Consider the following 21,825-nt stretch of genomic DNA (forward strand, 5'->3'; position numbering starts at 1 on the left):
GCGCGGGACTTACGACGAAGAAGTTAAAAATTTAATTATCTGTTACACGTCTGTTTAGACTAGAGGTCATATTTTCTAGGTCTTGATACACTAGAAACACGAGACTATACTAAGTCCTAATCTACGAAGATTAAAAGCGAATTTCTTTATACATTATCTTGATTTGTTCATGGTTACAGCAGTTAGCATGTCACAGTTCCTGGTTGAGCCTTTCATTTTAGGCTCTTTTTTGCCATCCCTGCCATTAGATACCCTTTTCTCTACTCAAGGTATAATGGTAATGTTACTAGCAGCCTATGCTGGTGCCATGTGGATGTTTCTCACCAGTGCCCCAAAAGTACACACTGTTATGGTGTCAGATTTAGAGGTAGCACGACAGTTGTATGAAGGACTGCTAGATTTGCCAGCGGCTGAAGTCCCTTTGCACTACTATTACAACTACGAGCAAACTTTAGGTGCAACGGGAGTTGATCCGCTTTACCTGTCTAGCAGTACCACCTATCCCAGCAGCAGAATGAGCAATGCTAGCGAGGGACTTTGGTATCAGTTAAAGAAAAATACTCAGCTACACGTTATAGTGGGAGCAAGTTTAGGCAGTAAAAATCAGCAACGCCACGTTTGTTTTGATCGCGATTGCCTAGAAATGATTTTAATGCGAGTGGAAACGCGGGGCTTGAAATTCAAGATCCGTAACCAGAAACCCATGAATTTTCTGGTTAAGGATTATGAAGGACGCATTATTGAAATGGCTGAAGTTGCAAGTTAGTCAAGTTTGGATGGTGTAGCAATTCGCATTTTATACTGTAGTGAGTGAGCATTGTGCCTCTTTGTTTTCATTGAATGGGTGTCTCACACACTACAAGAAAATTACTGGCTTTGCGAACCTGCTAACTTCAAAGCTTCGTGAGCTGAAATTCCTTCCCCTTGAGTACCGAAATACCACAAAACAGCGCCAGCCTCAACGCGAGTGACTGGTTTTTTGGGTTGAAATAAGGTTGTGTAGCCAAAAACTCGACGGATATTCGATTTTTCAGCATTTTGGAAATCTGCCAGAACTGCCCGTAACGCTTTCGGATCAATTTTCCCAGCATCTTGAAAACCCCAAGTTTGCTTAACAGCTTCTAAATTTGCAGAGGGTAAAGCTTGGCGTGTGTCAAGCGGGACTTTCCAAAGAATCAACTGCTCCCGTGTTAAAGGTGCATCCGGTTGAAATAAAACAGCTGTGGAATCCCCAGATAGAGTACTAGGAATTAATCCGGCTTCGGCTAATCCCTGAATTGCCCGAAAATCAGGATCAGTTTTTGGGACATCCTGAAATGTTGGTTGAGAGTTTTCTGATGCTAAGCGAATCTGCTTTGCTGGGTTATTGACATACATGGCATTATTAGCAGCAACTAGCCAACGGGCAAATTGCCGACGAGTCACAATTTTACCAGGGTCAAACTGATTGGTTGTGCTGCCACTGCTTTTCACTCCATTTGATTCTACAGTTAAAACTCCTAACGCTGCCAAATCTTGGATGTATTGCCGAAATTCTTGAGGTACTTTGTTCAGGTCGCTGAATTCTTGAGAATTGGGTTGAGAACTAGGAGTTGGTGTAGGATTTTTATTATCTAGAGTACCACTTTGTTGTGTGGCTGAGTCTTGTGATTGTACCGGACCAACAAACTGTGGCTCACCAGGTTGTACAGCAGCATCGTCAGTCACTTGAGGAGTTGAAGTTGGAGTTGGATTTGATTGTGTGGAATCACGCGAGTAAGAAATTTGTATTTCAGTGGATGTTTGTGGTTGATTGGGTGCTGCATTGGTTACTGTTTTCGGTTGAATAAAAACTTTTAGCTGTATATCATTGCGCCTCGCTTCCAAAGAGCTTTTTGGCTCATCTGAAGTGGAAGTTCCTTGGATAACCTGCCAATTGTTTGCTTGAAACTGTTGGCGATAATAATTAGCAATAAAATTGCTAGGGTCAGAACTTAACCAGCGAGTTGAGACACTGGAGTTCTCGTTACTCGATGGTGTGACTTCTTGTAGAGTGGCATTAGGATACAGGGGGATATCCTTAGGAAAATCAGCTGGTAATTGAACTGTCGCTTCAGGGGTTTGCGATTGTTGGCGACTGCGTACTTCTTGAGCACCAAAGGTGGCTGGATTATTCTTTAGCTTAGGATCAGCAGCCAAAGACTCCTCAAAGTTTTTAGCAGCAGGACTGTTGGCACAAGCTGTCAATGAGGTGAGTAAAACAGCCAAACTCACTAATATAACTGGATGTTTACAATGCACCACACTTAATTACAATTTGAGTGTCAATTCCTACACTAGCAAAAGACGATTGCCAAGAGCGCAGAACTTAGCATTCATGAAAGCTGCAAGAAACTAGTACCTTAAATGCTAAGCTGAAAGTAAATCCCCTGTTTCTCACTCAAGAACGGAAAAACATAGCAATTGCGCGAAATGCACTGCCCCAAAAGGTGATTGTGCAAGCTGCCCCCTATCCAGAGGGCTTGCCGGCTTTCCTATTAAGCCGATTTTGGCCAATGTCCAGCGCTTAAAAATAAGCTGAATATGGCAACACTTAGAACACTTCCGTGTTGGACTTTGAAAAAAGTTGGCAGAAATTTGCGGTTTTTGAGGGTCGAGGTTGTAGATAAAGTGGTCTCACAATTCTGCTTTCTTCTTCAAGTCTTGAGATTGTTGAGTTTCAACAAGGGAATGCTGTTGTGGCTTTGGCGATGAGTTGTCCTGCGGTATCTTCAAGTGCTGCAATTTAAGGAAGCTGCTGCTGATGATCCACTGTGTTGGGCAAAGCAGTGCTGTGGTGAGGCGCTGTCTGACTGCTATCTTGTCTACGTTTGCGAGGCTCTCAATTCTGCTCTGTGCTCCCGCTACGGATATGGCTGCAGCACACTTTGCGCTTACGGAGGGTTATCCTTCGTATAGCAAACTGTTGTTGTCTTTGCCGAAAGTCGGTACAAGTACTGTCTGACTGGTGTAAGGTGTCCTTGTTGAGTACAGGTGAGGTGGCTTCAAAAACTAAGCCAGAGGAGAGCTTGTGATGCAGTCAACTGCTTTACCAAAAAGAAACTCTTTTGGTGAAGGTGATGAGTGATTTGAAGCTTCAGGACGGTTGTACTGGTGCTTGAAAAACTTTCTACATCATCAAGCAGCGATCATATAAAAACTTTCATTTAAACTTGACGAAAGAGTTTAGAAGCACAAAGATTGCACCAAAAGCCAAGAGCGGTAAATGTCTTTCCTGAAGGAATTTCCATCTCAAAAGGAAGCAAAAGGTTAAAAACAATTTATTTGATTTTAAAAACCTATATAGGTTAGGAGTCTGAAAAATCTAAAATAGATATTAAATTCAAAAAACACAAGGACCATTCCCATCGACAACCGCCACTCAATTTTTACTTTCTGTAAAGCGTCATCAGTTTGTTACCAGTGCTGAAACACGATTACATGCAAGTTTCCCAGGATCAGCCTATTTCTTCTGAGGCTCCACTACAACTGTTACTTTTTGTCGATGGACGACCAAAGTCCAAACAGCAAGTACAGCGGATTCGCTCTTACTTAAAAGAGTTAGAGGCTGACTACCACTTTGAACTACAAATTGTTGATGTCGGTCAACAACCCTATTTGGCGGAACATTTTAAACTGGTGGCGACACCAGCTTTAATCAAAATTCACCCAGAACCAAGGCAAATCCTAGCTGGTAGTAATATAACAGGTCAATTGAAAGCTTGGTGGCCCCGATGGCAAGCTGCAGTGGATACCTACTTACAATTACAGACTAATTTACAGGAAAATGAGGAGAACGGTCATGTCAGAGAACCCAAGTCCTCTATTCGTTCTGTTGCTGTTTCTGCCGAACTGATCAGACTTTCAGATGAAATTTTTCGCCTCAAACAGGAAAAAGAAAAACTCCAGGAGCAAATCCAGTTTAAAGACCGGATAATTGCTATGTTAGCTCATGACCTCCGCAATCCCTTAACTGCAGCTTCTATCGCGATGGATACCTTACAATCTAACTACAATGCAGAAAAAGGTGCATTCGAGCGTCTGACACCAAAAATGACGGCGCATTTGTTTAAGCAAGCCCGTAGTCAAACTAAGACAATAGACCGGATGATTACTGACCTTTTACAGGTAGGGCGCGATCATGATCGGGAATTTCCTTTTCAACCACAAAAAGTAGATATTGGCAAACTTTGCCTTGATGTCTTGGATGAATTGCGCGATCGCTACACCGCCAAATCTCACAAAGTCAAGAAAGATATTCCCAAAGACTTACCCAATGTTTACGCTGATCCAGAACGCATACGCCAGGTGCTGATAAATTTGCTGGATAATGCGATCAAATACACACCTGAAAGTGGATATATCACTGTTTCTGGACTTCACCGTACTACCCAAAAAGTTCAATTTAGTATTGGTGATACTGGTCCTGGTATTCCTGAAGAAAACCGCGATCGCATTTTTGAGAATCACTACCGCTTAGAGCGTGATGAAAGTAAAGAAGGCTACGGAATTGGTCTGTGTTTATGTCAGCGCATCATCCTGGCGCACTACGGTCAAATATGGGTAGACAACGCTCCCAATGGTGGAGCATGGTTTCATTTTACTTTACCAGTGTATCCAAATTAACTAACTCAAAAATTGGTGTCGTATTGTAGCAATAATTTGAGTATTTGCCTCAGGGAAAGTATACTGCTCTAGCTCATCCAAATTCACCCAGCGAATTTCTTCACATTCAATTGGTTGAGGAATACCCGCAACGTAGCGGCAATGATGTACTGTGAGAGTAACGCGCAAGTGCGTATAGGTGTGGTTAATGGTGATGAGATGCTCTTTGACTTCAATGTCTATTGCGAGTTCTTCATAAATTTCCCGTCTAATACACTCTTCAATAGTTTCACGAGGTTCAAGTTTACCTCCAGGGAATTCCCACAAACCACCCATCAAACCTTCCGGACGACGGCGATCAATAAGAATTTGTCCCAAGTCGTTCCAAATAACGGCAACCCCAATAGTTTTATGAGGTAAAGTAGTAGCTTGATTCATAATTAATAACAAAACTCGGCAAGCTATATTATTGTTTGCCGAGTCTGTATTGTATTATGGATTGCAATGTTTTTTCGTTTTTCAGCATCCTTCAATTTAGGCTAGCTGCACCAAATATTTTCAAATAAAAAGTTTTGATTGATTTCCTCCCATACAGAGTAACTTGAGGTATCCTCTAAAAATTATGGGAGGGAAACCAGAAGACTTTCAAGAGAAAGTCGTTTAGAATTCGTTTTTCCGTGATCGTGATGATTTCCCATGAAGACAGCAATCTGAAATCTCCAACAGCAATTTCAAATCGCTAGTCAGCATCAGTATTGTTGTTACTTTGAGAACCTTGCAGTGCTATTTCAAAGTTCATTCTCTGTTCAGCGTTACGCAAGAAATAACCGCTGATCATCGCTGAAGCAAGAAGACGACCTAAGTTTTCTCTGCTGGTAGTAATAGTAATACCAAAGTGTTCAGAGGGTAGATGACCCAAAAGTCCTACAATGTTACGCTCTATCACCTGAAAGACTTCCGGTGAAGTGGGTTTAGATAACTGGGTCACTGTCTCTGGACTTAATGATTTTACATACTGCCATAGTAAGTTACCTGCTTCTGGCTCACTATGAAAAAAATCTGATTCGGAAACTCGATTCGATGAGTTACTCACGTCATACCTCCTTGACTTCCACAACTGCGGTTACTGTGGTCAATATTACTTGAGTTGTAAATGCCTTTAGTGTGTAAGACAACACTTTTGCTTTTTTTATCCTTACAAACTAATGTAACAGCCGAGTTACAATCTGGAAGTGAGTGTAACCGTACCAAAAGCAACGGATTGTCACACCTAGTTGCAATTTGTCGTACTCTATGCAAAGCCGAAAAGTATGTTCTTTGTCATTCGTGAATGACAAAGAACCCTTCGCTCACAAATGACTAACTTGCCAGATATTCATTGATATCAGCTTTCACTTTACGAAGTTTAGTCAAGGCTTCCCGCTCAATTTGCCGTACTCGTTCACGACTAATGTTTAGGATTTCACCGATACTCGCCAGAGTATGTGCTTGCCCATCATTTAAACCAAAGCGCAGAGATATAACTTCCTTTTGTTGTGGGGTCAGTTCCACCATGAGACGCTCTAAGTCATACGATAAGGAAGATTGAGCAACAAAATCTTCTGGAGAAAGGCCAGGATCCTCCAACATTTCCCCTAGTTCTGTGTCGTAATTATCTCCCAACCGCAAATCTAAAGACAAAGGCACACGCGCCTTTTCCATATATTCTCGCACTTGTCTGGGAGTCAATTCTAACTCTTTCGCTAACTCAGAAGCTGTAGGCGCTCGTCCTAGGTTCTGAGAAAGCTGTCGCTGTGCTTTTTTAATTTTATTCAATTTTTCAGTGATGTGGATAGGCAAGCGGATGGTGCGGCCTTTTTCGGCGATCGCCCGAGTGATGGCTTGACGAATCCACCAGTACGCATAAGTCGAAAATCTGTATCCTTTGGTGGGGTCAAACTTTTCTACACCCCGCTGCATCCCTATGCTACCTTCTTGAATCAAGTCCAGCAAATCTACATTGCGCTTGATATACTTTTTAGCAACAGATACAACCAGTCGTAAATTGGCTTCTACCATTTTACGCTTGGCTATTTCGCCATCTGCTATCGCTTCATTCAACTCTTCTGCTTCTACCTCTGTCGCTTTTGCCCACTCTTCTAGAGTCGGTTGACGACCCAAATGGATGGCAAGAGACTCCCTTACTTCCTGTAGTATTGTTGCACGTTGCACCTGTTTGCCATAATGTATTTCCTCCTCATGGGATAAAAGTGGCACACGGCCAATCTCACGCAGGTAAGTCCGCACGAGGTCTGTGGCTGTCTGAGCGGTCTTCATGGCACTACTCTTCGGTATTGACGGGTTTGACAGAACGGTCTTGGACTAAATATAGATAGATGCCTTTTTCTAGATGTTTACCCAGTTAGACTGGGAACCCATGCTGTCTTTCACGGCTTGCGCGATCGATAAGCAAGGGCGGCTAATAGTCTGCAAATTTTGTTCCTAATTGCTAGAGATTACAGCTGTTTCCCCCTTTTCTCAAGTATCTGCGGTTAGATAGAAAGTGATCAGTTCAACATTTTTTTCTTTCACTTTTATTAAAAATTGTAACATTTATGAAATCGTTTGACTAGTTGTTATCTCGTTATTCTGTGGCTGTCCTGTGTCATTCCAGCCTAATATATCTTCCCATTATTGTCTATAAACTTCTTTCATAAATGTATCCGTAAAAAGAAAACTTTCTAAGAATTATTCAAATAAATCAATAGTAACCATAATTATTTTTCCTATGGTTATTGTTTGATTTTTATCTCAACTTGAACATATGAGCATATTTAGGTAATTCATAGTTTCATTTTTATTGTCGTAAAATACACTAAACAGACCAGTTTAGCGTGCTTTAGGTGACTTATCGCTCAATACGGTTCAGTTAAGAACAAGACTTACGCACAGAGCCAGTGTTGGGTTTTGTTCCTTAAACAGAACAGTAGTTTGCACACTCAAGCAAAATCCCCAAAGGCGTTTTTTATCTCAATAGCTGCGCTACATATGCGCCCTTGGCGCACGCTACGCGCTGCAGCATGACAAAAACTATACTTTTCAAATATCCTCTAAATAGAAGCCCTCATTTTGAGTAATGAGGGCATTAATTTTTTGTAGATTACAAAACACTTTTTTCTTCAAATTAACTTAGTAGATGCACTCGCTGTACCCGTAGTTAAACGTATGAAAACCAAACAATCCAAAAAAGTTATAGACGCACCCTAGCACGGTTATCTAAACATATGAAAACTATGAATAGTTTAAAGTTGGATATCTACAGATACGTCTTCCTATCGACATAGATATCGAGTAAAAAAAATAGATCTAAAAGAGGATGACCGAAAAAATATTTTGTTTTCCAAAAGAAACGTCTTGGGTAGCGAAAACATTTCTTTTGGCAAAATATCATTATCAATTTTTCTCTAAGCTTAAGCCACGGCTTTGCCACAATTCGCAGTTTCTCCTTTGAGGAGACACACAGATGCTGACAAAAGTTTGTATTAAATGAAGTTTACGATAGGCTGACCGGGTTTTGCCTTTTTAAATTTAGTTCCAGTTTCACCAGTCGCAAGTTTTTGTTTGACTTTAACATAAGCCTCATCAGGTAGCGAAACATAACCAACCGACTCAACCCATTTCCAAGAATTTTCTAAATAGAATGCAACAAACTCCTTAACGGCTGGTTTGCTATCTAGAGATTTCTTACTAACATAAATGAAGAGAGGACGAGACAAAGGTGTATAAATATTTTTCACAACATTGTCTACTGGTACTGGCTTTTCACACTTTCCTGTTGGACTTTGTACAGCAACCAAATTCAACTTATCTTGGTTTTGTAAGTAGTATGATATTCCAACGTAGCCAAGAGCGGACGCATCACCCGTAACCCCTTGGACAAGGACGTTTTGATTGTGACTTGGAGTATAGTCTGTGCGGCTATTTTTGGCTTTGCCAGTGATAGCTTGTGTGAAATAATCAAATGTTCCAGTATCAGAAGCGGGAGCGTAAAGCTTGAGTGGTTTGTTGGGAAACTTTGGATTCACTTGATTCCAAGTCATGACTTTGTTGGTAGCTTTGGCATTCCACATCTTCTTCAGCTCGTCGATAGTTAAACATTGAACAAAGTTATTTTGACGATTGCTAATGACAGCAATTCCGTCAAGAGCAATAGGTAATTCTACAAAGTTAATGCCCTTCTTTTTACAGGTTTTGATTTCTTCATCCCTAATAGTACGTGAGGCACCAACGATATCAATATCTCCAGCACAAAACTTACTGATTCCACCTCCAGTACCACTTGAAGCAACACTGACTTTAGCACTAGGCTTAATCTTCTCGTATTCTTCAGCAACGGCTAGAGAGATCGGAAAACCAACAGCAGCACCATCAACACTCACCTCAGTTTTCTTGTCTTGGGCGCTGTTGCAAGAAGTTACACCGAAAGTTAAAACTATTAAAGATGTTAGTAAAGTGCGATGATTTAATTGATAGTTAAAGGTCATAAGTTAACAATCCTGTATTTTTAGAAATACCTTAAGAAGAACTCAGTTGTCACCAACCACAAGACAAAGTGAAGTTTGCTCATACCTTACTAGCAGTCCAAATCTTGTCAAAAACTCCTCCATCAACGAAGAATTTCTTCTGAAGAATATCCCAACCTCCCAAATCTTGAGCAGTAAAGAAAGTTTCAATTTGGGGATAGTTCTTAACGACTTCTGCGACGATGGCAGGGTTAACAGGACGATATCCTAACTTTGCAAATTCTCGTTGGGCTTCTTCTGAGTAAAGAAAATCAACAAACGCTTCTGCAACTTCTCTGGTATTATGCTTATCAACATTTTTGTCGATGACGGCGACAGGATTGTCGATAGAAATATTAACTTTGGGCACGACATAAGGTAATTTTTGCCCATTCTGTTCGGCTAAAAAGACTTCGTTTTCGTAATTGATTAATACATCTCCCTTTCCTTGCTGGAAAAAGAGATCGCTCGCATCACGCGCACTTGTTGTCAGCACAGGAACATTTTTATAGACTTTGGTGGCAAAATCCAGTGCTTGAGTTTCCTCACCTCCTGTTTGAGTCACCGAACCCCATAAACCTAAAAATTCCCAAATAGCAATACCAGAAGTTTTGGGGTTAGCAGCAATAAGTTTGACGCCATCTTTTGCTAAGTCTTCCCAAGTATTGATGTTTTTAGGGTTACCAGCGCGGGTGACGATCGCAGCGACAGATCTGCTCACAATGCTTGATTTGGGAGCTCGTATTTCCCAATTAGGTTTCACTAAACCTGCTTGCTGAATTTTAGTGACATCAAGCGGAAGTGCCAAGTGTACTATATCTGCTTCTGTTGAGCCTTTAATCACGGCGTCAGCTTGAGAACCGGATGCACCATAGCTTTGCTCAAAAATTACGTTTTGATTTTGTTCTTTCTTCCACTTTTGTACAAATTTCGGAATAATCTGATCGTGAGCTGCTTTGGTAACCGAGAAAGAAACAAGCGTCAACTTTACATCAGGTTTGGAAGCTGAGCTGCTTCCTGAGCAAGCGGCTATGACTATGCTCAAGCTAACCCCTATTAAAACAAGACACACAAAGTCTCGAAGCGAATGTCTATTTGAGTAATTTCTTCCTAATCTACCGCTCCAGTGTTTAATAACCTGCAAAGCTTTAATAACATGCGTCTGAATTTGCTCAATCCAGTCAGTTCCTGATTTTTTCGTTTGTTGCCACTTGCTCATTAAAATTCCCCTACATAACTACGGCAACTCTTGTCATTTACCGTATTCTGGTGGGAGAATTATAAGGCAGAATGCATGGTGTTTTAACCTGAAGTTCATGTTTCTTCAAGCTCAAGTGCATCTAGCCAGAATCAGGCTAGATGCTTGAACCTTTGCGCAAAAACTCTAACCGCTGCGGGGGAACTTAAAGTATGGCACTTCATACCATGCTGCGCGATCAAAGTTCGCTGCCTGCGGCACGCTGCGCTAACGTTCAAAATAATAATTCTTTTTTTGAATGAGAGAATTTTGAACTTGAGCACAGCAAGGGCGCGACTAACTCACGTTCGTGTATTCTTGAATAACCTTCACATCTAGAGTTGTATTTTGTAAAGAACGGATAGCAGCGACAATGGCTTTTGCCCCAGCAATCGTTGTAATGATGGGGATTTTGTAAGCCAAAGCCGTGCGACGAATGAGTCTACCATCACTTTGCGCTTCTTCTCCAGAGGGGCTATTTATAATTAATTGAATTCTATGGTTCTTAATTGCATCTAAGACGTGAGGACGCCCTTCATGGAGTTTCAGCACTAACTCTACATCTAAGTCATGCTCTTGAAGAGCTTGACGTGTACCCTCAGTCGCCATTACAGCAAAGCCCAAATTGATGAATTCTTTCACCACAGGAACCACAGTTGCTTTATCACGGTTGTTCATGGAGACAAATACTGTACCACTTAAAGGCAAACGCTCTCCAGCACCCAACGCCGCTTTAGCAAAAGCGCGTCCAAAATCGTTGTCAATTCCCATCACCTCACCAGTAGAGCGCATCTCCGGTCCTAAGATGATATCAGTACCAGGAAATTTATTAAATGGTAAGACTGCTTCTTTGACAGCAATATGCTCTGGAATCACTTCTTGGGTAAAGCGTAACTCCTCTAATGTTTTACCCGACATAATTAAGGATGCGAGTTTTGCCAGTGGTACACCAGTTGCCTTGGATACAAATGGAACAGTGCGAGAAGCGCGAGGATTGGCTTCTAAAATGTAAACTTGGGGCGAAGAACTTTGTGTACCAACAACAGCAAACTGAATATTCATCAACCCAACAACATTGAGTGCCTTTGCTAACTCGACAGTCCAAGTACGAATTTTTTCTAAAACGATCGCCGGTAGAGAAATTGAAGGTATGCTACAGGCTGAATCCCCAGAGTGAATTCCCGCTTGTTCAATATGTTCCATAATACCACCAATTACCACGCGTCCGGTATGATCGGCGATCGCATCCACATCAACTTCAATGGCATTTTCTAAAAACTTATCAATCAGAATTGGATGTTCTGGTTCCACCAGCACAGCATAAGTCATGTAACGTTCCAACTCAGCATCAGAGTAGACGATTTCCATCGCCCTTCCCCCCAACACGTAGCTAGGACGTACGACTACCGGATAACCGATACGTTGAGCAACAACCAAAGCATCTTCGTAGGTACGAGCAATACCATTCGGCGGTTGAGTAATTTTCAACTGCTGAAGAATCTTCTCAAACCGCTCTCGATCTTCTGCTATGTCGATAGAATCTGGTGATGTTCCCCAAATTTGAGTACGAGTGCTAAGAGCTTTTTGTAAAGGAACTGAAAGCTTTAACGGAGTTTGTCCACCAAATTGAACGATCACCCCAACAGGGTTTTCTGCTTCAATGATGTTGAGGACATCTTCTTTTGTCAAAGGCTCAAAGTACAGGCGATCGCTCGTATCATAGTCAGTCGAAACTGTCTCCGGGTTCGAGTTTACCATTATTGTCTCATACCCCGCGTCTTTTAAAGCAAAAGCCGCGTGACAACAACAGTAGTCAAATTCGATACCTTGCCCAATCCGGTTGGGACCACCTCCCAAAATCATCACTTTGGGTTTGGTAGTTGAAATAATTTCCGTTTCTTCTTCGTAAGTTGAGTAGTGATAAGGAGTAAATGCCTCAAATTCTGCAGCACAGGTATCTACTGTTTTGTACACTGGAATCACACCTAGCTGTTTGCGATATTGCCGGACTTCATCTTCACTTGTTTTGGTTGCGTAGGCAATCTGGCGATCGCTATATCCCTGCCTCTTCACTTCATACATCTGCTCTTTTGTCAACTGCTGTAATGGTGTCCGCTTCAAAAACTTTTCCACTTCCAGCAGTTCCTGCATCTTATCCAAGAACCAGGGGTCAATACCCGTTAACTCGTAGATTTCCTCAACACTCATCCCTAGCAGCATGGCGTGACGCACAGCAAATATACGGTCGGGGTTTGGTGTCCGCAGTTGGGCGCGAATTTGGTCACCACTGGGTAATTTTTCTTTTTTGTCACAACCCCATCCAGCGCGTCCGGTTTCCAAAGAACGCAATGCTTTTTGGAACGACTCGTTGAAAGTCCGTCCAATCGCCATCGCCTCTCCTACCGACTTCATTTGTGTTGTCAGCACTTCTTCCGCACCGGGGAACTTTTCAAAAGCGAAGCGGGGGATTTTTGTGACAACATAATCAATCGTCGGTTCAAAAGAAGCTGGAGTTTGCTTTGTGATGTCATTTTTAATTTCATTCAGCGTGTAGCCAACCGCAAGCTTCGCCGCCATCTTAGCTATGGGGAAACCTGTCGCTTTGGAAGCCAAAGCTGAAGAACGAGAGACACGAGGGTTCATTTCAATGACAATCACATCTCCATCCACGGGATTGACAGCAAACTGGATATTGGAACCTCCAGTTTCCACGCCAATCTCGCGGATAATTTTAATTGCCATATCCCGCAGTCGTTGGTATTCTTTATCGGTGAGGGTTTGAGCTGGGGCGACGGTGATCGAGTCTCCGGTGTGGATACCCATCGGATCAAGGTTTTCGATAGAACAGATAATCACAACGTTATCTGCTAAATCACGCATCACCTCTAGTTCAAATTCTTTCCAGCCGAGTAGAGATTGGTCGATGAGAATTTGTGAAACAGGACTTGCGTCTATACCTGCTTGCGCCATTTCTGCAAATTCTTCTTCGTTGTAAGCAATACCACCTCCCGTACCACCCATTGTGAAAGCCGGACGAATGATTAAGGGGTAGGTGCCAATTTGTTTGGCGATCGCCTTGGCGTCTTCCAAAGATGAAGCTGTCCCACTCGGACACATCTTCACCCCGATCTTTGCCATTGCTTCGTTAAAAAGTTTTCTGTCTTCAGCTTTCTCAATTGCTGGGAGTTTAGCACCAATCAACTCAACGCTGTATTTTTCCAGCACTCCACTTTTCGCCAAACTCACAGCAATGTTCAGGGCAGTTTGTCCTCCCATCGTCGGTAGTAAGGCGTCGGGACGTTCTTTTACAATAACTTTTTCAACTAGTTCCGGTGTCAGCGGTTCGATGTAGGTACGATTCGCTGTGTCCGGGTCAGTCATAATTGTCGCAGGATTTGAGTTGACCAGCACCACTTCATAACCCTCTTCTCGCAATGCTTTACAAGCTTGGGTTCCAGAATAGTCAAACTCACAGGCTTGTCCAATCACGATTGGACCAGACCCGAGTAGCAAAATCTTCCTGATATCGTCACGACGCGGCATAGTTGTAGCTTCGGAGTAAAAAAGTATAAATCCTGATTATTTTAAGGGTCTTCGCCCATGACTTACTTTGTTTATTATCAACTTTTCTTGGTTCGCTTGTAGACAGGAGGATAGAAGACAGGTTACGAGTCACAGGTTTTTCTCTATACCTTATCCCAGATTTTGTTCTTTTATCCCTTTTTTTAGAAGTTTTAGTTGATTTCTTGATGATGAAACCTTGATATTTTTTTTGCAACTCTTTTCTATTTACTATGGATATTTTTATCAATAAGGAGATCATTGCCTTTGACAAATATCTGAACTTCCCTTTTTAACCTTTTCTTAATATTTCTAAATTTTTAAATAAAAAAGTTTCTTAAGTATCTTTGATGACAACTATAAAGGTTAAAGATTATATTTTTTCGTTGACTTATATAAAAAATGACAGAGAGATAAACAATCTTTCTCTCTGCCATTTTTGATAGTTGTTTAAAAACTAGTGCTTACAGCTTTTTTGCCAATCTATTACAAATCTAGTTAAAGCACTCTCTCTTTACGAGAGTATTAATTGAGTTTGTTAGTTTTGAGCAGGTTGGACAAATCCCAGAGTTAAGCTATCTTTCGCTAAGAAGTGAGCCAAGTGGTAAGCTCTTTCTTCTGTTTTCAACAAGATTTTTTCGTACAAATAGCGGGTAGCGCGGTCGCCCAAACTCTCTGCCTGTGCGGCTTGTCGGCGAATAACGCTAATCAGTGCTTGTTCTGCCTTCAGGTCATTTTCTACCATCTGACGGCAAGAATATACACCATCTGGCTCTTGCTCAAAGCAGCATAATTCTGCTAGCTTACTCAAATTTGCAACAGGTACTCCACCTAGTCCATCCAAGCGTTCTCCAATGTCATGAACATGTTCTTGGACTTCATCATAACTAGAGTTAAAGAACTCATGCAGAGAGTAGAATTCTGCACCTTCAACTACAAAATGATGCTTTTGATACTGTAAGTACAGCGCCTGGAAACTAGCTAATACAACATTAAAGCCTTCACAAACTGGCTCGGTTACACTTTTGTCTAAAAGGACAGGGTTGTCATAGACTTGACCGAAGTTTCGTAGCAAAGTTTGTGTTTCAGACATAGTAGTTCTCCTCGCTTCCGGTAGTTGTAGTTGATAACTGTATAGTCTCTACATCTTAACATTGAAAAAATGATAACCAACCTAATTATTATCAGAAAATTTTGACCTTTTTCTTCCAAATAAGCCGGAACTTTCATTTCTTTTGAGAGTTTTTCACATAAATATTGCAAAATGTTAGAAACAGTATTGACAATTTTTGATAAATATGAATTGACAATTTTGTCATCTCAGATAGTTTAAAAATGTTTATAGGTTTTATTTTTTTTCAAAAATTACTGAGAAAAGTTTGCACTTAAGTTATTCTTATGTAAGAGGGTAAGTTCCCAACAAAGAAAAAATAATTGGGAGCAAAGGGGCGCACCTACTGCAAAGTCATTGCACTATTAGGGGGATTGTCTTGAAACCGTTCATTCAAAAACCGCAAAAAAAGTACATTATTGAGGTAGATAGAGTAGATCGCTGGCAAATATATCGACGCTTGCAGGAACTAGACATTCCTTGTTGGTGTGAGACAAACCAGCCATTAACAGTTGAAATTAGCAATCCTACAGCAGCCATACAACTTTGGAGTGTTGTGCAGCAATTTACGACAAACCGCCAAGACTTGATTAAAAATCTCCAGAAAAGTTGGCGATATTGCATTTGAAGCTTAGTATCGCAATGTCAATCATTGGTCAAAAAAAAATGAGTAAATCTTACATCACGGACGTTTCAGAATTCTGCATTGAAGGCAAGTTTCTCGATTTTGTGATCAAGGATGGTTACAAACTCAAAGGCTTACGACTAGAAACTGCTGAAGGTGAATGCTACGTCAAACTGGCTAAACATTTACGTGCTGGTTTTGACTTACGGTTACCACCAGGTACATGGTTGCAAGTTGTCGGTGAGAAAAAGTATGACTTCAAAACGGGAGAGGTGAAATTAAAGGCGCAGCAAGTGATGGCGGCTGGTACTCTCCATAAAAATGGGGCGATGGGGAGATTGGGAGATGGGGAGAAAAGAGTTACCACTTCGCCTCAGCACTCGATCACGCCATCAACTAATAACGCCAAGTCGAAAAAAACAACTATATTAGTTTGTCAAAAGTCTGATTGCATCAAACGTGGTGGTAGAGAAGTTTGTCAAGCTTTGGAAGCGGCTTTGAGTGCTCGTGGTTTGGAATCTGAAGTTACAATTAAAGGGACTGGCTGCATGAAAGACTGCAAAGCAGGACCAAACTTAGTCATGCCAGATAAAACTCGCTACAGTCGTATGAAAGCTGCACAAGTTCCTGCACTTATGGATAAACATTTTGCCACCGATAGCAACAATGGTAAGCAGGATCAGGGAAGTGAAGTCACAATACCAAACTGAGGTAAGACTAGCACTTGTGTCACTATATATTTAATGGGAAGATCTACTAACAATTTTATTACTGCTGTTGTTCAAATTTTGACTCGTTGTTTTTTGCAAACTTTTTGCAGCATTTTTTATAAACCCGGTTTCTTTAAGAAACCGGGTTTCTCATTTAGCTTTTCATGAACGGTTTGCAGGTGAAGTTCATTTTGTAGAGGGCGTGTCTCTCAGGTGAGTGAATTCATTGTATGATCTGTTTATATAATCAGTATTATTACTAATGCGGTTTTTACTCAACAAAAAGTACGATAAAACACATAATTTTTCTGGTTACTCGTCAAGACAATGCTTGTCTACGTAAGACGTTTAATCACACAACAAAGGACATAAAGCTGATGAAGAAAAAACATCTGATTGCATCTACTTTAAGCCTGTTGACTGTGATCGCAACATTAAATATTGCAGCAGGACAATCGGCGATCGCTCAGACAAGTAGTACTATTACTGTTGATGGCACAAAAATTGCTAGTGGTTCTACAACTCCTGGCGCTACAAATTGGCAACCTTATACAAATCCAGCATATCCAGGGTGGATCTATGTAGATATAGATACGAGTAAAGCAAAATTTACTACTACTCCACAATACACGATATCTATAGGTGATCCAAATAACGACGGTGCTGCCGCGTGGACTATTGGAACGTCAACAGTTTATTTAGCTACACCAACAGGTTTCCGTGTTTATCTTCGTTTTACTGACGAAAGTGGGGAAAAAGATTTAACTCCAGAGAAGGCTAACCAATACAAATGGCAAGTTAACTGGATAGGTATTGGAAAATGAACTACATACACCCGTCCTGATGGACTGGGTGTAGGTTATAACAAAGTAGGCTGATCCTTGAGGAACAAGCACATACAGGACTTACGCACAGACACGAAAGAAACCGGGTTTCACAGACAGAGACTTACGGCTAAAATGACGATTTTTCGTAAAGAAACCCGGTTTCTGCGTAAGTCCTAACATAGTTGTGTCTAGCTACTTACATTGATTCCAAACGCTGACGTAATTTGCTACTCAAGGCATCAATCACCGTCACAACTACCGACAGTATCAATATCATAGTCATTGCCTTAGTATACTCAAAGCCATCTATATAACTTTTGAGTTCAAAGCCAAAACCACCAGCACCCACAGCACCAAGAACTGAAGCAGCACGGATATTGTACTCAAACATCCACAAGGTGTAGCCTAAGACTAAGGGCAAGACTTGAGGCAAGATACCATATTGGGCAATTTGTATTCGCGATGCACCAGCAACTTGCAAAGACTCAATAGAACGAGGGTCAACCGCTTCAATCGCTTGCTGATAAAATTTTCCTAGATAGCCAATTGTGTAAATACTTAAAGCTAATGTACCTGCTAAAGGACCAAGTCCAGTTGCAGCGACAAATAATAATCCAAGAATAATTGAGGGGACAGAACGGACAGCATTTTGCAGGAAATTTGCTAACCATTGCAGCCAAACAGGGGCGACATTGCGCGCGCTTGCGATCGCAATCGGGAGAGAAAACAACGCCCCAAGAGTCGTTCCTACCACAGACATCTGTACAGTTTCTACCAGTGCTTTGACTGTTTTGTTGAAAATATCCCAACTGGTATTCGGGGGAAACAACCGTGACACAAAATCAATGATGTTGAACCAACTCTGCTTTAAGAGTCCAAAATCAACTTTTAGACCTTGGAATGCCCAACCATAAACTAAAATAACAACGCACAGGATGAGTAGGCGACTCACCCAAGAAAAGCGTTTCCAAACATGAGAAAAGTTTTTCATCTACTAAAAAGAATTCGCCTACCAAGTGCGATAAAGTTTAACTATGCTTGGGTAAATTGTGCTTGCAGGTTATCACAACATCCGTCATACACAACACATCCAGCATTCAAAACAATTGCTCGCTGGGCATACTGCGCTGCTAAACCCAAATCGTGTAAAACTGTGACAATTGTCATACCTTGCTGTGAGTGTAGCATTGACAAAGTTTCCATTACCTGCTTAGATGCCTTGATATCTAAACCTGTGATCGGTTCATCTGCAAGCAGAATTTGGGGAGATTGAATTAAAGCGCGGGCGATCGCCACTCGTTGTTGCTGTCCTCCGCTGAGTTGACCAGTTTTTTGATAAGCTTGCTCCCTTAAGCCCAACTGTTCCAGCAGTTCCAACGCATGACGACGGTCATTTTTAGGAAACCCAAACAGCGTTTGCCAAGTTGTCCTAGTACCAAGGCGTCCACACAGCACATTTTCAATAGCTGATAACTGACGAATTAATCCACCACCCTGAAACAACATACCAATATCACGTCGAATCTGAGGTAGCGTACGAGGAGTCAATGACACGCCATTGATTTCAATGACTCCTCGTACGATTGGTACTAGCCCAACCAAAGAACGCAAAAGCGTAGACTTACCCGCGCCATTTAGCCCAAGCAACACAACAAACTCACCTTGATGAATCTGACAATTTATTTGGTTAAGAATTGGACGATTCAAAGCTTCGGAATAAGCAGTTTCTACATCCTGACACTCAATGACTGGCTGAGTCATACGCGGTTAGTCATCTCACTCATGTAGTTGAGAAGATGGAAAGATTCCAAATTTTGAATTTCTCCAGATTGCGAATGCGTGAATTGATTTGTCCCCTCACCTCACTCATTACGGGTCTATTCCTGCATTCTTCAGGGCTTCACGAATTGGTCCTAAGTGCTTATTATGGTCAACTTTCACCAATTCTGTGGAGTTATACAAACCACGCAGCAACTCGTTGTTTTGTGGTTCATTTAATTTCAGCAAAGCATTGATAATTCGTTCACGCATAGCAGCAGGAACGTCATCATCAATCGCTACGCCGTGTGCTGGAACACCAGGAATTTTATACAGAACCCGTAACTGATTTTTTTCAGCATCTGAAATATAGGGACTCCCGAAAGCATATTCTGACACAGCAGCCGCATCTGCTTGACCTTGCACAACTGCTTTTAGGGCTTTACTGTAATCGCCGCCGTAAACAACTTGACTGAAGAAACCGTCCAGGCGATCGCGATTTTCCACAAGTTTCTGTTTCACCATCTCACCCACAGGGAAGATAAACCCCGATCCAGAAGTTGGCGAAGTAAATGCCATTTTTTTACCTCGCAACTGTTCCAAAGTTGCTTTGGATGAATTTAAAGTTTTGAGGGAGCTATCTTTGGGGACAACAATGATTGAATTATAAGTGTATTTTCCAGAGTAATTCGGACGAACCTCAGCTAAGTACAAGCGTGCGCCTGCGAGTTCTTCAGCTTTCAAAGCCGGACGGCTACTCAAGAAAGCCACATCAGCGCTATTTGCTCTCAAAGCTTCTACAGCAGCTGTATCATCACCAACTTTTGCCTGAACTGGCATTTTGAGTTCTTTTGACAAAAACTCTGCAACTTTATCTGCCTTGCTTTGTAAGTCTGGTGCATCTTTCCTTGTAGGAAAGATAACTGTTAAAGTTTTCTGCTGTGCTTGAGCAACCAAGGTTGAATTTTTCTCATTTCGCGTTGAGTTAGCAACTGCTTGCATATCCGCAAAGCTCGCAGCAATTAGACCTGTAAACACCATAAGTGCAGCGCCAGCAGTCAATGCACCCTTTTTCCTCACACTCATTTGTCACTCTCCATTAGCAATATTTCTTAATAATTTTGCAAAATTGTTTTAACAAGCTTGTTATTAGAAAAGACTATTGTTAAGCTTCAGGCTTTTTGGCCAAAAAGTCAATCAGTGTAGAGTGTTTTGATTGTAAAAAAACTTGAAATTACTTAAGCCGTGCTGTACTAGTAACAATATCGTCAAGAAGAATCCTCTCGATGTTGCGTTCTGCTAAAGCTGCAATGGTGAAGGAGGGATTTGTGCATCCTGTAGAGCCTGGAATCAGAGCACTATCTACAACATAAAGCCCCGGATATCCCATAACTCGCCCGTAAAAATCACAAGCTTTTCCCAAAACTGCTCCCCCTAAAGGATGACCGGTAACACTTGCATCCAGGGTAACTGTGATTGGGTTCTTATCCTCATATTTCTTATTAAGTAGTTTGTAAGTGTACTCCGTAGCTTGTAAAACCTTGGTATCTTTTGGCTGATTACTATTAACAGGCCAGGTTAATTTAACTAAACCTGTAGTGGAATCGTAGTTAAATTTGCCCCTCTGTGTTGGGATACCCATACCAAGAGATATTAAGTTTCCTTCAGGAGCATTCCATTGTGTACCATGTTGTATTGAGATTGGACCTATAGGATTATCGAAGTGTTGAACAATTGCAAATCCACCACCCTCTTGACTAGGATTTGTGGGTTCTGAAAAACCTGATCGAACAGCTATACTATCTCCATTATCTCCCCATCCTAAACCTACATATTCATTTAATCTAGGGAGAGTGTTGGTTGCTTTAGCCTTCACCAAAAGAGCAGAAGTTCCTATAGAACCTGCTGCTAAAAATAAATAGCGACTGGTAAAAGTTTTTGTTGCCACGACTTCTCCAGATTCGTTAATTTCATTTACAAAAACACGATAACCGAATCTAGGAACTTCAGTTATTGCGGTTACTAAATGTAGAGGAAGAATATTTATATGTCCAGTTTGCTCGGCTTGGGCTAGATAGTTACGGTCTAGACTGTTTTTTGCTCCACTGTTGAAACCATACCAGTTTTCACCAATAATAGCGTCAGGAATTTTAGTTCCTTGAATTTGTTGACGAATTATGTCCCAATCCAAAGCTGCATCTACCAAACGATAAGGTAATCCCGCAATAGTTGCTTGTTTCAGAAAAAACCGCGTTGAATCATAGTAACTGGTATTTAAAATATCTTGTGGAATCGGAGATGCTTTTAGCATTGAACGGACACGCGGATAATAAAATAATTGACGAGGAGGTTGATAAGTAGTGCCGTTATAAACTAGGGACCCACCGCCAACGCCAGCCCCAGATAAAACAGTAATTCCATTTTCATCTTTACTTTCTAATACCCCTGTATATACATCAATAGGTACACCATCAAAAGTCGTTGGACTGAGCCATGCAGCTCGCCCATCAGGTTTACGGTAGGTAGCAAAAGTATTTTGCTCAGGCGTAATCGGCCAACGACGACCTCGTTCTAGTACTAAAGTATTAATACCAGCTTGTCCTAAACGCAAAGCTGCAACAGCACCACCAAAACCACTACCGATCACAATGGCTTCTACACTCTCATCACTGGCGCGAATCGGGCGATCGCTCAACAGTGAAGCCATTAAACCAGTAGAAAATATCGCTGCATTTTGAAGAAACTGACGGCGTCCGTGAGATTGATGAAACATAATCCACACACCAGGTAATTAGTAGGTTGTAATTCACATTGTCAGGGTAATACCATTTC

The 21,825-nt window shown here is 41.4% G+C and carries 17 protein-coding genes; 5 read left to right on the forward strand and 12 right to left on the reverse strand.

What is annotated here, in order from left to right:
• The first annotated feature begins 169 nt into the window (after positions 1 to 169).
• On the forward strand, positions 170 to 766 hold the full coding sequence (locus DP117_RS22845; RefSeq protein WP_169220534.1) for a glyoxalase-like domain protein: 597 nt from the start codon (positions 170 to 172) through the stop codon (positions 764 to 766).
• Positions 767 to 867: 101 nt separating this feature from the next.
• Here the strand turns inward: DP117_RS22845 and DP117_RS22850 are convergent, their stop codons facing one another.
• Complete coding sequence (locus DP117_RS22850; RefSeq protein WP_169220535.1) at positions 868 to 2,283, reverse strand: S-layer homology domain-containing protein; 1,416 nt, start codon at positions 2,281 to 2,283, stop codon at positions 868 to 870.
• A gap of 1,176 nt (positions 2,284 to 3,459) precedes the next feature.
• Here DP117_RS22850 and DP117_RS22855 point away from each other — a divergent pair.
• Positions 3,460 to 4,644 carry a histidine kinase gene (locus tag DP117_RS22855; protein WP_169220536.1) on the forward strand — a complete coding sequence of 395 codons (1,185 nt, stop codon included), beginning with the start codon at positions 3,460 to 3,462 and terminating at the stop codon, positions 4,642 to 4,644.
• On the opposite strand, the gene mutT is transcribed toward DP117_RS22855, so the two are convergent.
• The 7 genes from mutT to DP117_RS22890 all read right to left on the reverse strand — a co-directional run bounded on the left by mutT (position 4,645) and on the right by DP117_RS22890 (position 15,055).
• On the reverse strand, positions 4,645 to 5,061 hold the full coding sequence (mutT, locus tag DP117_RS22860; RefSeq protein WP_169220537.1) for an 8-oxo-dGTP diphosphatase MutT: 417 nt from the start codon (positions 5,059 to 5,061) through the stop codon (positions 4,645 to 4,647).
• A gap of 301 nt (positions 5,062 to 5,362) precedes the next feature.
• Positions 5,363 to 5,716: a DUF760 domain-containing protein gene (locus DP117_RS22865; RefSeq protein ID WP_169220538.1), complete on the reverse strand. Its 354-nt coding sequence runs from the start codon at positions 5,714 to 5,716 to the stop codon at positions 5,363 to 5,365.
• 266 nt (positions 5,717 to 5,982) lie between these two features.
• Positions 5,983 to 6,939 (reverse strand): RNA polymerase sigma factor, RpoD/SigA family, encoded by a 957-nt coding sequence (locus tag DP117_RS22870; RefSeq protein ID WP_169220539.1) that lies wholly within the window; start codon positions 6,937 to 6,939, stop codon positions 5,983 to 5,985.
• Between the two features lie 1,205 nt (positions 6,940 to 8,144).
• Entirely contained in the window at positions 8,145 to 9,146 is a 1,002-nt protein-coding gene (locus tag DP117_RS22875) for a PstS family phosphate ABC transporter substrate-binding protein (RefSeq protein WP_169220540.1), read from the reverse strand.
• A gap of 79 nt (positions 9,147 to 9,225) precedes the next feature.
• Positions 9,226 to 10,383, reverse strand: a complete 1,158-nt coding sequence (locus DP117_RS22880; protein WP_169220541.1) for a sulfate ABC transporter substrate-binding protein — start codon at positions 10,381 to 10,383, stop codon at positions 9,226 to 9,228.
• Positions 10,384 to 10,698: 315 nt separating this feature from the next.
• On the reverse strand, positions 10,699 to 13,944 hold the full coding sequence (gene carB / locus DP117_RS22885) for a carbamoyl-phosphate synthase large subunit (protein WP_169220542.1): 3,246 nt from the start codon (positions 13,942 to 13,944) through the stop codon (positions 10,699 to 10,701).
• Positions 13,945 to 14,500: 556 nt separating this feature from the next.
• Positions 14,501 to 15,055 carry a Dps family protein gene (locus tag DP117_RS22890; protein ID WP_169220543.1) on the reverse strand — a complete coding sequence of 185 codons (555 nt, stop codon included), beginning with the start codon at positions 15,053 to 15,055 and terminating at the stop codon, positions 14,501 to 14,503.
• Positions 15,056 to 15,452: 397 nt separating this feature from the next.
• On the opposite strand from DP117_RS22890, the gene DP117_RS22895 reads away from it, so the two are divergent.
• From DP117_RS22895 to DP117_RS22905, 3 genes are all read left to right on the forward strand, one after another.
• Positions 15,453 to 15,701, forward strand: a complete 249-nt coding sequence (locus DP117_RS22895; RefSeq protein WP_169220544.1) for an Asr1405/Asl0597 family protein — start codon at positions 15,453 to 15,455, stop codon at positions 15,699 to 15,701.
• Positions 15,702 to 15,739: 38 nt separating this feature from the next.
• On the forward strand, positions 15,740 to 16,408 hold the full coding sequence (locus DP117_RS22900; protein WP_169220545.1) for a (2Fe-2S) ferredoxin domain-containing protein: 669 nt from the start codon (positions 15,740 to 15,742) through the stop codon (positions 16,406 to 16,408).
• A gap of 377 nt (positions 16,409 to 16,785) precedes the next feature.
• A complete protein-coding gene (locus DP117_RS22905; protein ID WP_169220546.1) occupies positions 16,786 to 17,232 on the forward strand; it encodes a hypothetical protein in 447 nt (148 codons plus the stop codon).
• 199 nt (positions 17,233 to 17,431) lie between these two features.
• On the opposite strand, the gene phnE is transcribed toward DP117_RS22905, so the two are convergent.
• From phnE to DP117_RS22925, 4 genes are all read right to left on the reverse strand, one after another.
• Positions 17,432 to 18,226: a phosphonate ABC transporter, permease protein PhnE gene (gene phnE / locus DP117_RS22910; RefSeq protein WP_169220547.1), complete on the reverse strand. Its 795-nt coding sequence runs from the start codon at positions 18,224 to 18,226 to the stop codon at positions 17,432 to 17,434.
• Between the two features lie 41 nt (positions 18,227 to 18,267).
• Entirely contained in the window at positions 18,268 to 18,996 is a 729-nt protein-coding gene (locus DP117_RS22915; protein ID WP_169220548.1) for a phosphonate ABC transporter ATP-binding protein, read from the reverse strand.
• Positions 18,997 to 19,104: 108 nt separating this feature from the next.
• Positions 19,105 to 20,079, reverse strand: coding sequence for a phosphate/phosphite/phosphonate ABC transporter substrate-binding protein (locus DP117_RS22920; RefSeq protein WP_169220549.1), 975 nt, complete (start codon positions 20,077 to 20,079; stop codon positions 19,105 to 19,107).
• A 148-nt stretch (positions 20,080 to 20,227) separates the two neighbouring features.
• The gene (locus DP117_RS22925) at positions 20,228 to 21,766 is read right to left on the reverse strand and encodes a GMC oxidoreductase (protein ID WP_169220550.1); all 1,539 of its coding nucleotides are present in this window, start codon (positions 21,764 to 21,766) and stop codon (positions 20,228 to 20,230) included.
• Positions 21,767 to 21,825: the final 59 nt, after the last annotated feature.

The sequence above is a fragment of the Brasilonema sp. UFV-L1 genome, assembly GCF_012912105.1.
GTDB lineage: Bacteria > Cyanobacteriota > Cyanobacteriia > Cyanobacteriales > Nostocaceae > Brasilonema.

Excerpts from the sequence above, each read along its gene's own strand:
- DP117_RS22875 (WP_169220540.1), bottom strand. The coding sequence starts at position 9,146 with ATGACCTTTAACTATCAATTAAATCATCGCACTTTACTAACATCTTTA.
- DP117_RS22915 (WP_169220548.1), bottom strand. The coding sequence starts at position 18,996 with ATGACTCAGCCAGTCATTGAGTGTCAGGATGTAGAAACTGCTTATTCC.
- DP117_RS22925 (WP_169220550.1), bottom strand. The coding sequence starts at position 21,766 with ATGTTTCATCAATCTCACGGACGCCGTCAGTTTCTTCAAAATGCAGCG.
- carB (WP_169220542.1), bottom strand. The coding sequence starts at position 13,944 with ATGCCGCGTCGTGACGATATCAGGAAGATTTTGCTACTCGGGTCTGGT.
- phnE (WP_169220547.1), bottom strand. The coding sequence starts at position 18,226 with ATGAAAAACTTTTCTCATGTTTGGAAACGCTTTTCTTGGGTGAGTCGC.
- DP117_RS22870 (WP_169220539.1), bottom strand. The coding sequence starts at position 6,939 with ATGAAGACCGCTCAGACAGCCACAGACCTCGTGCGGACTTACCTGCGT.
- DP117_RS22845 (WP_169220534.1), top strand. The coding sequence starts at position 170 with ATGGTTACAGCAGTTAGCATGTCACAGTTCCTGGTTGAGCCTTTCATT.
- mutT (WP_169220537.1), bottom strand. The coding sequence starts at position 5,061 with ATGAATCAAGCTACTACTTTACCTCATAAAACTATTGGGGTTGCCGTT.
- DP117_RS22880 (WP_169220541.1), bottom strand. The coding sequence starts at position 10,383 with ATGAGCAAGTGGCAACAAACGAAAAAATCAGGAACTGACTGGATTGAG.
- DP117_RS22905 (WP_169220546.1), top strand. The coding sequence starts at position 16,786 with ATGAAGAAAAAACATCTGATTGCATCTACTTTAAGCCTGTTGACTGTG.
- DP117_RS22855 (WP_169220536.1), top strand. The coding sequence starts at position 3,460 with ATGCAAGTTTCCCAGGATCAGCCTATTTCTTCTGAGGCTCCACTACAA.
- DP117_RS22900 (WP_169220545.1), top strand. The coding sequence starts at position 15,740 with ATGAGTAAATCTTACATCACGGACGTTTCAGAATTCTGCATTGAAGGC.
- DP117_RS22890 (WP_169220543.1), bottom strand. The coding sequence starts at position 15,055 with ATGTCTGAAACACAAACTTTGCTACGAAACTTCGGTCAAGTCTATGAC.
- DP117_RS22920 (WP_169220549.1), bottom strand. The coding sequence starts at position 20,079 with ATGAGTGTGAGGAAAAAGGGTGCATTGACTGCTGGCGCTGCACTTATG.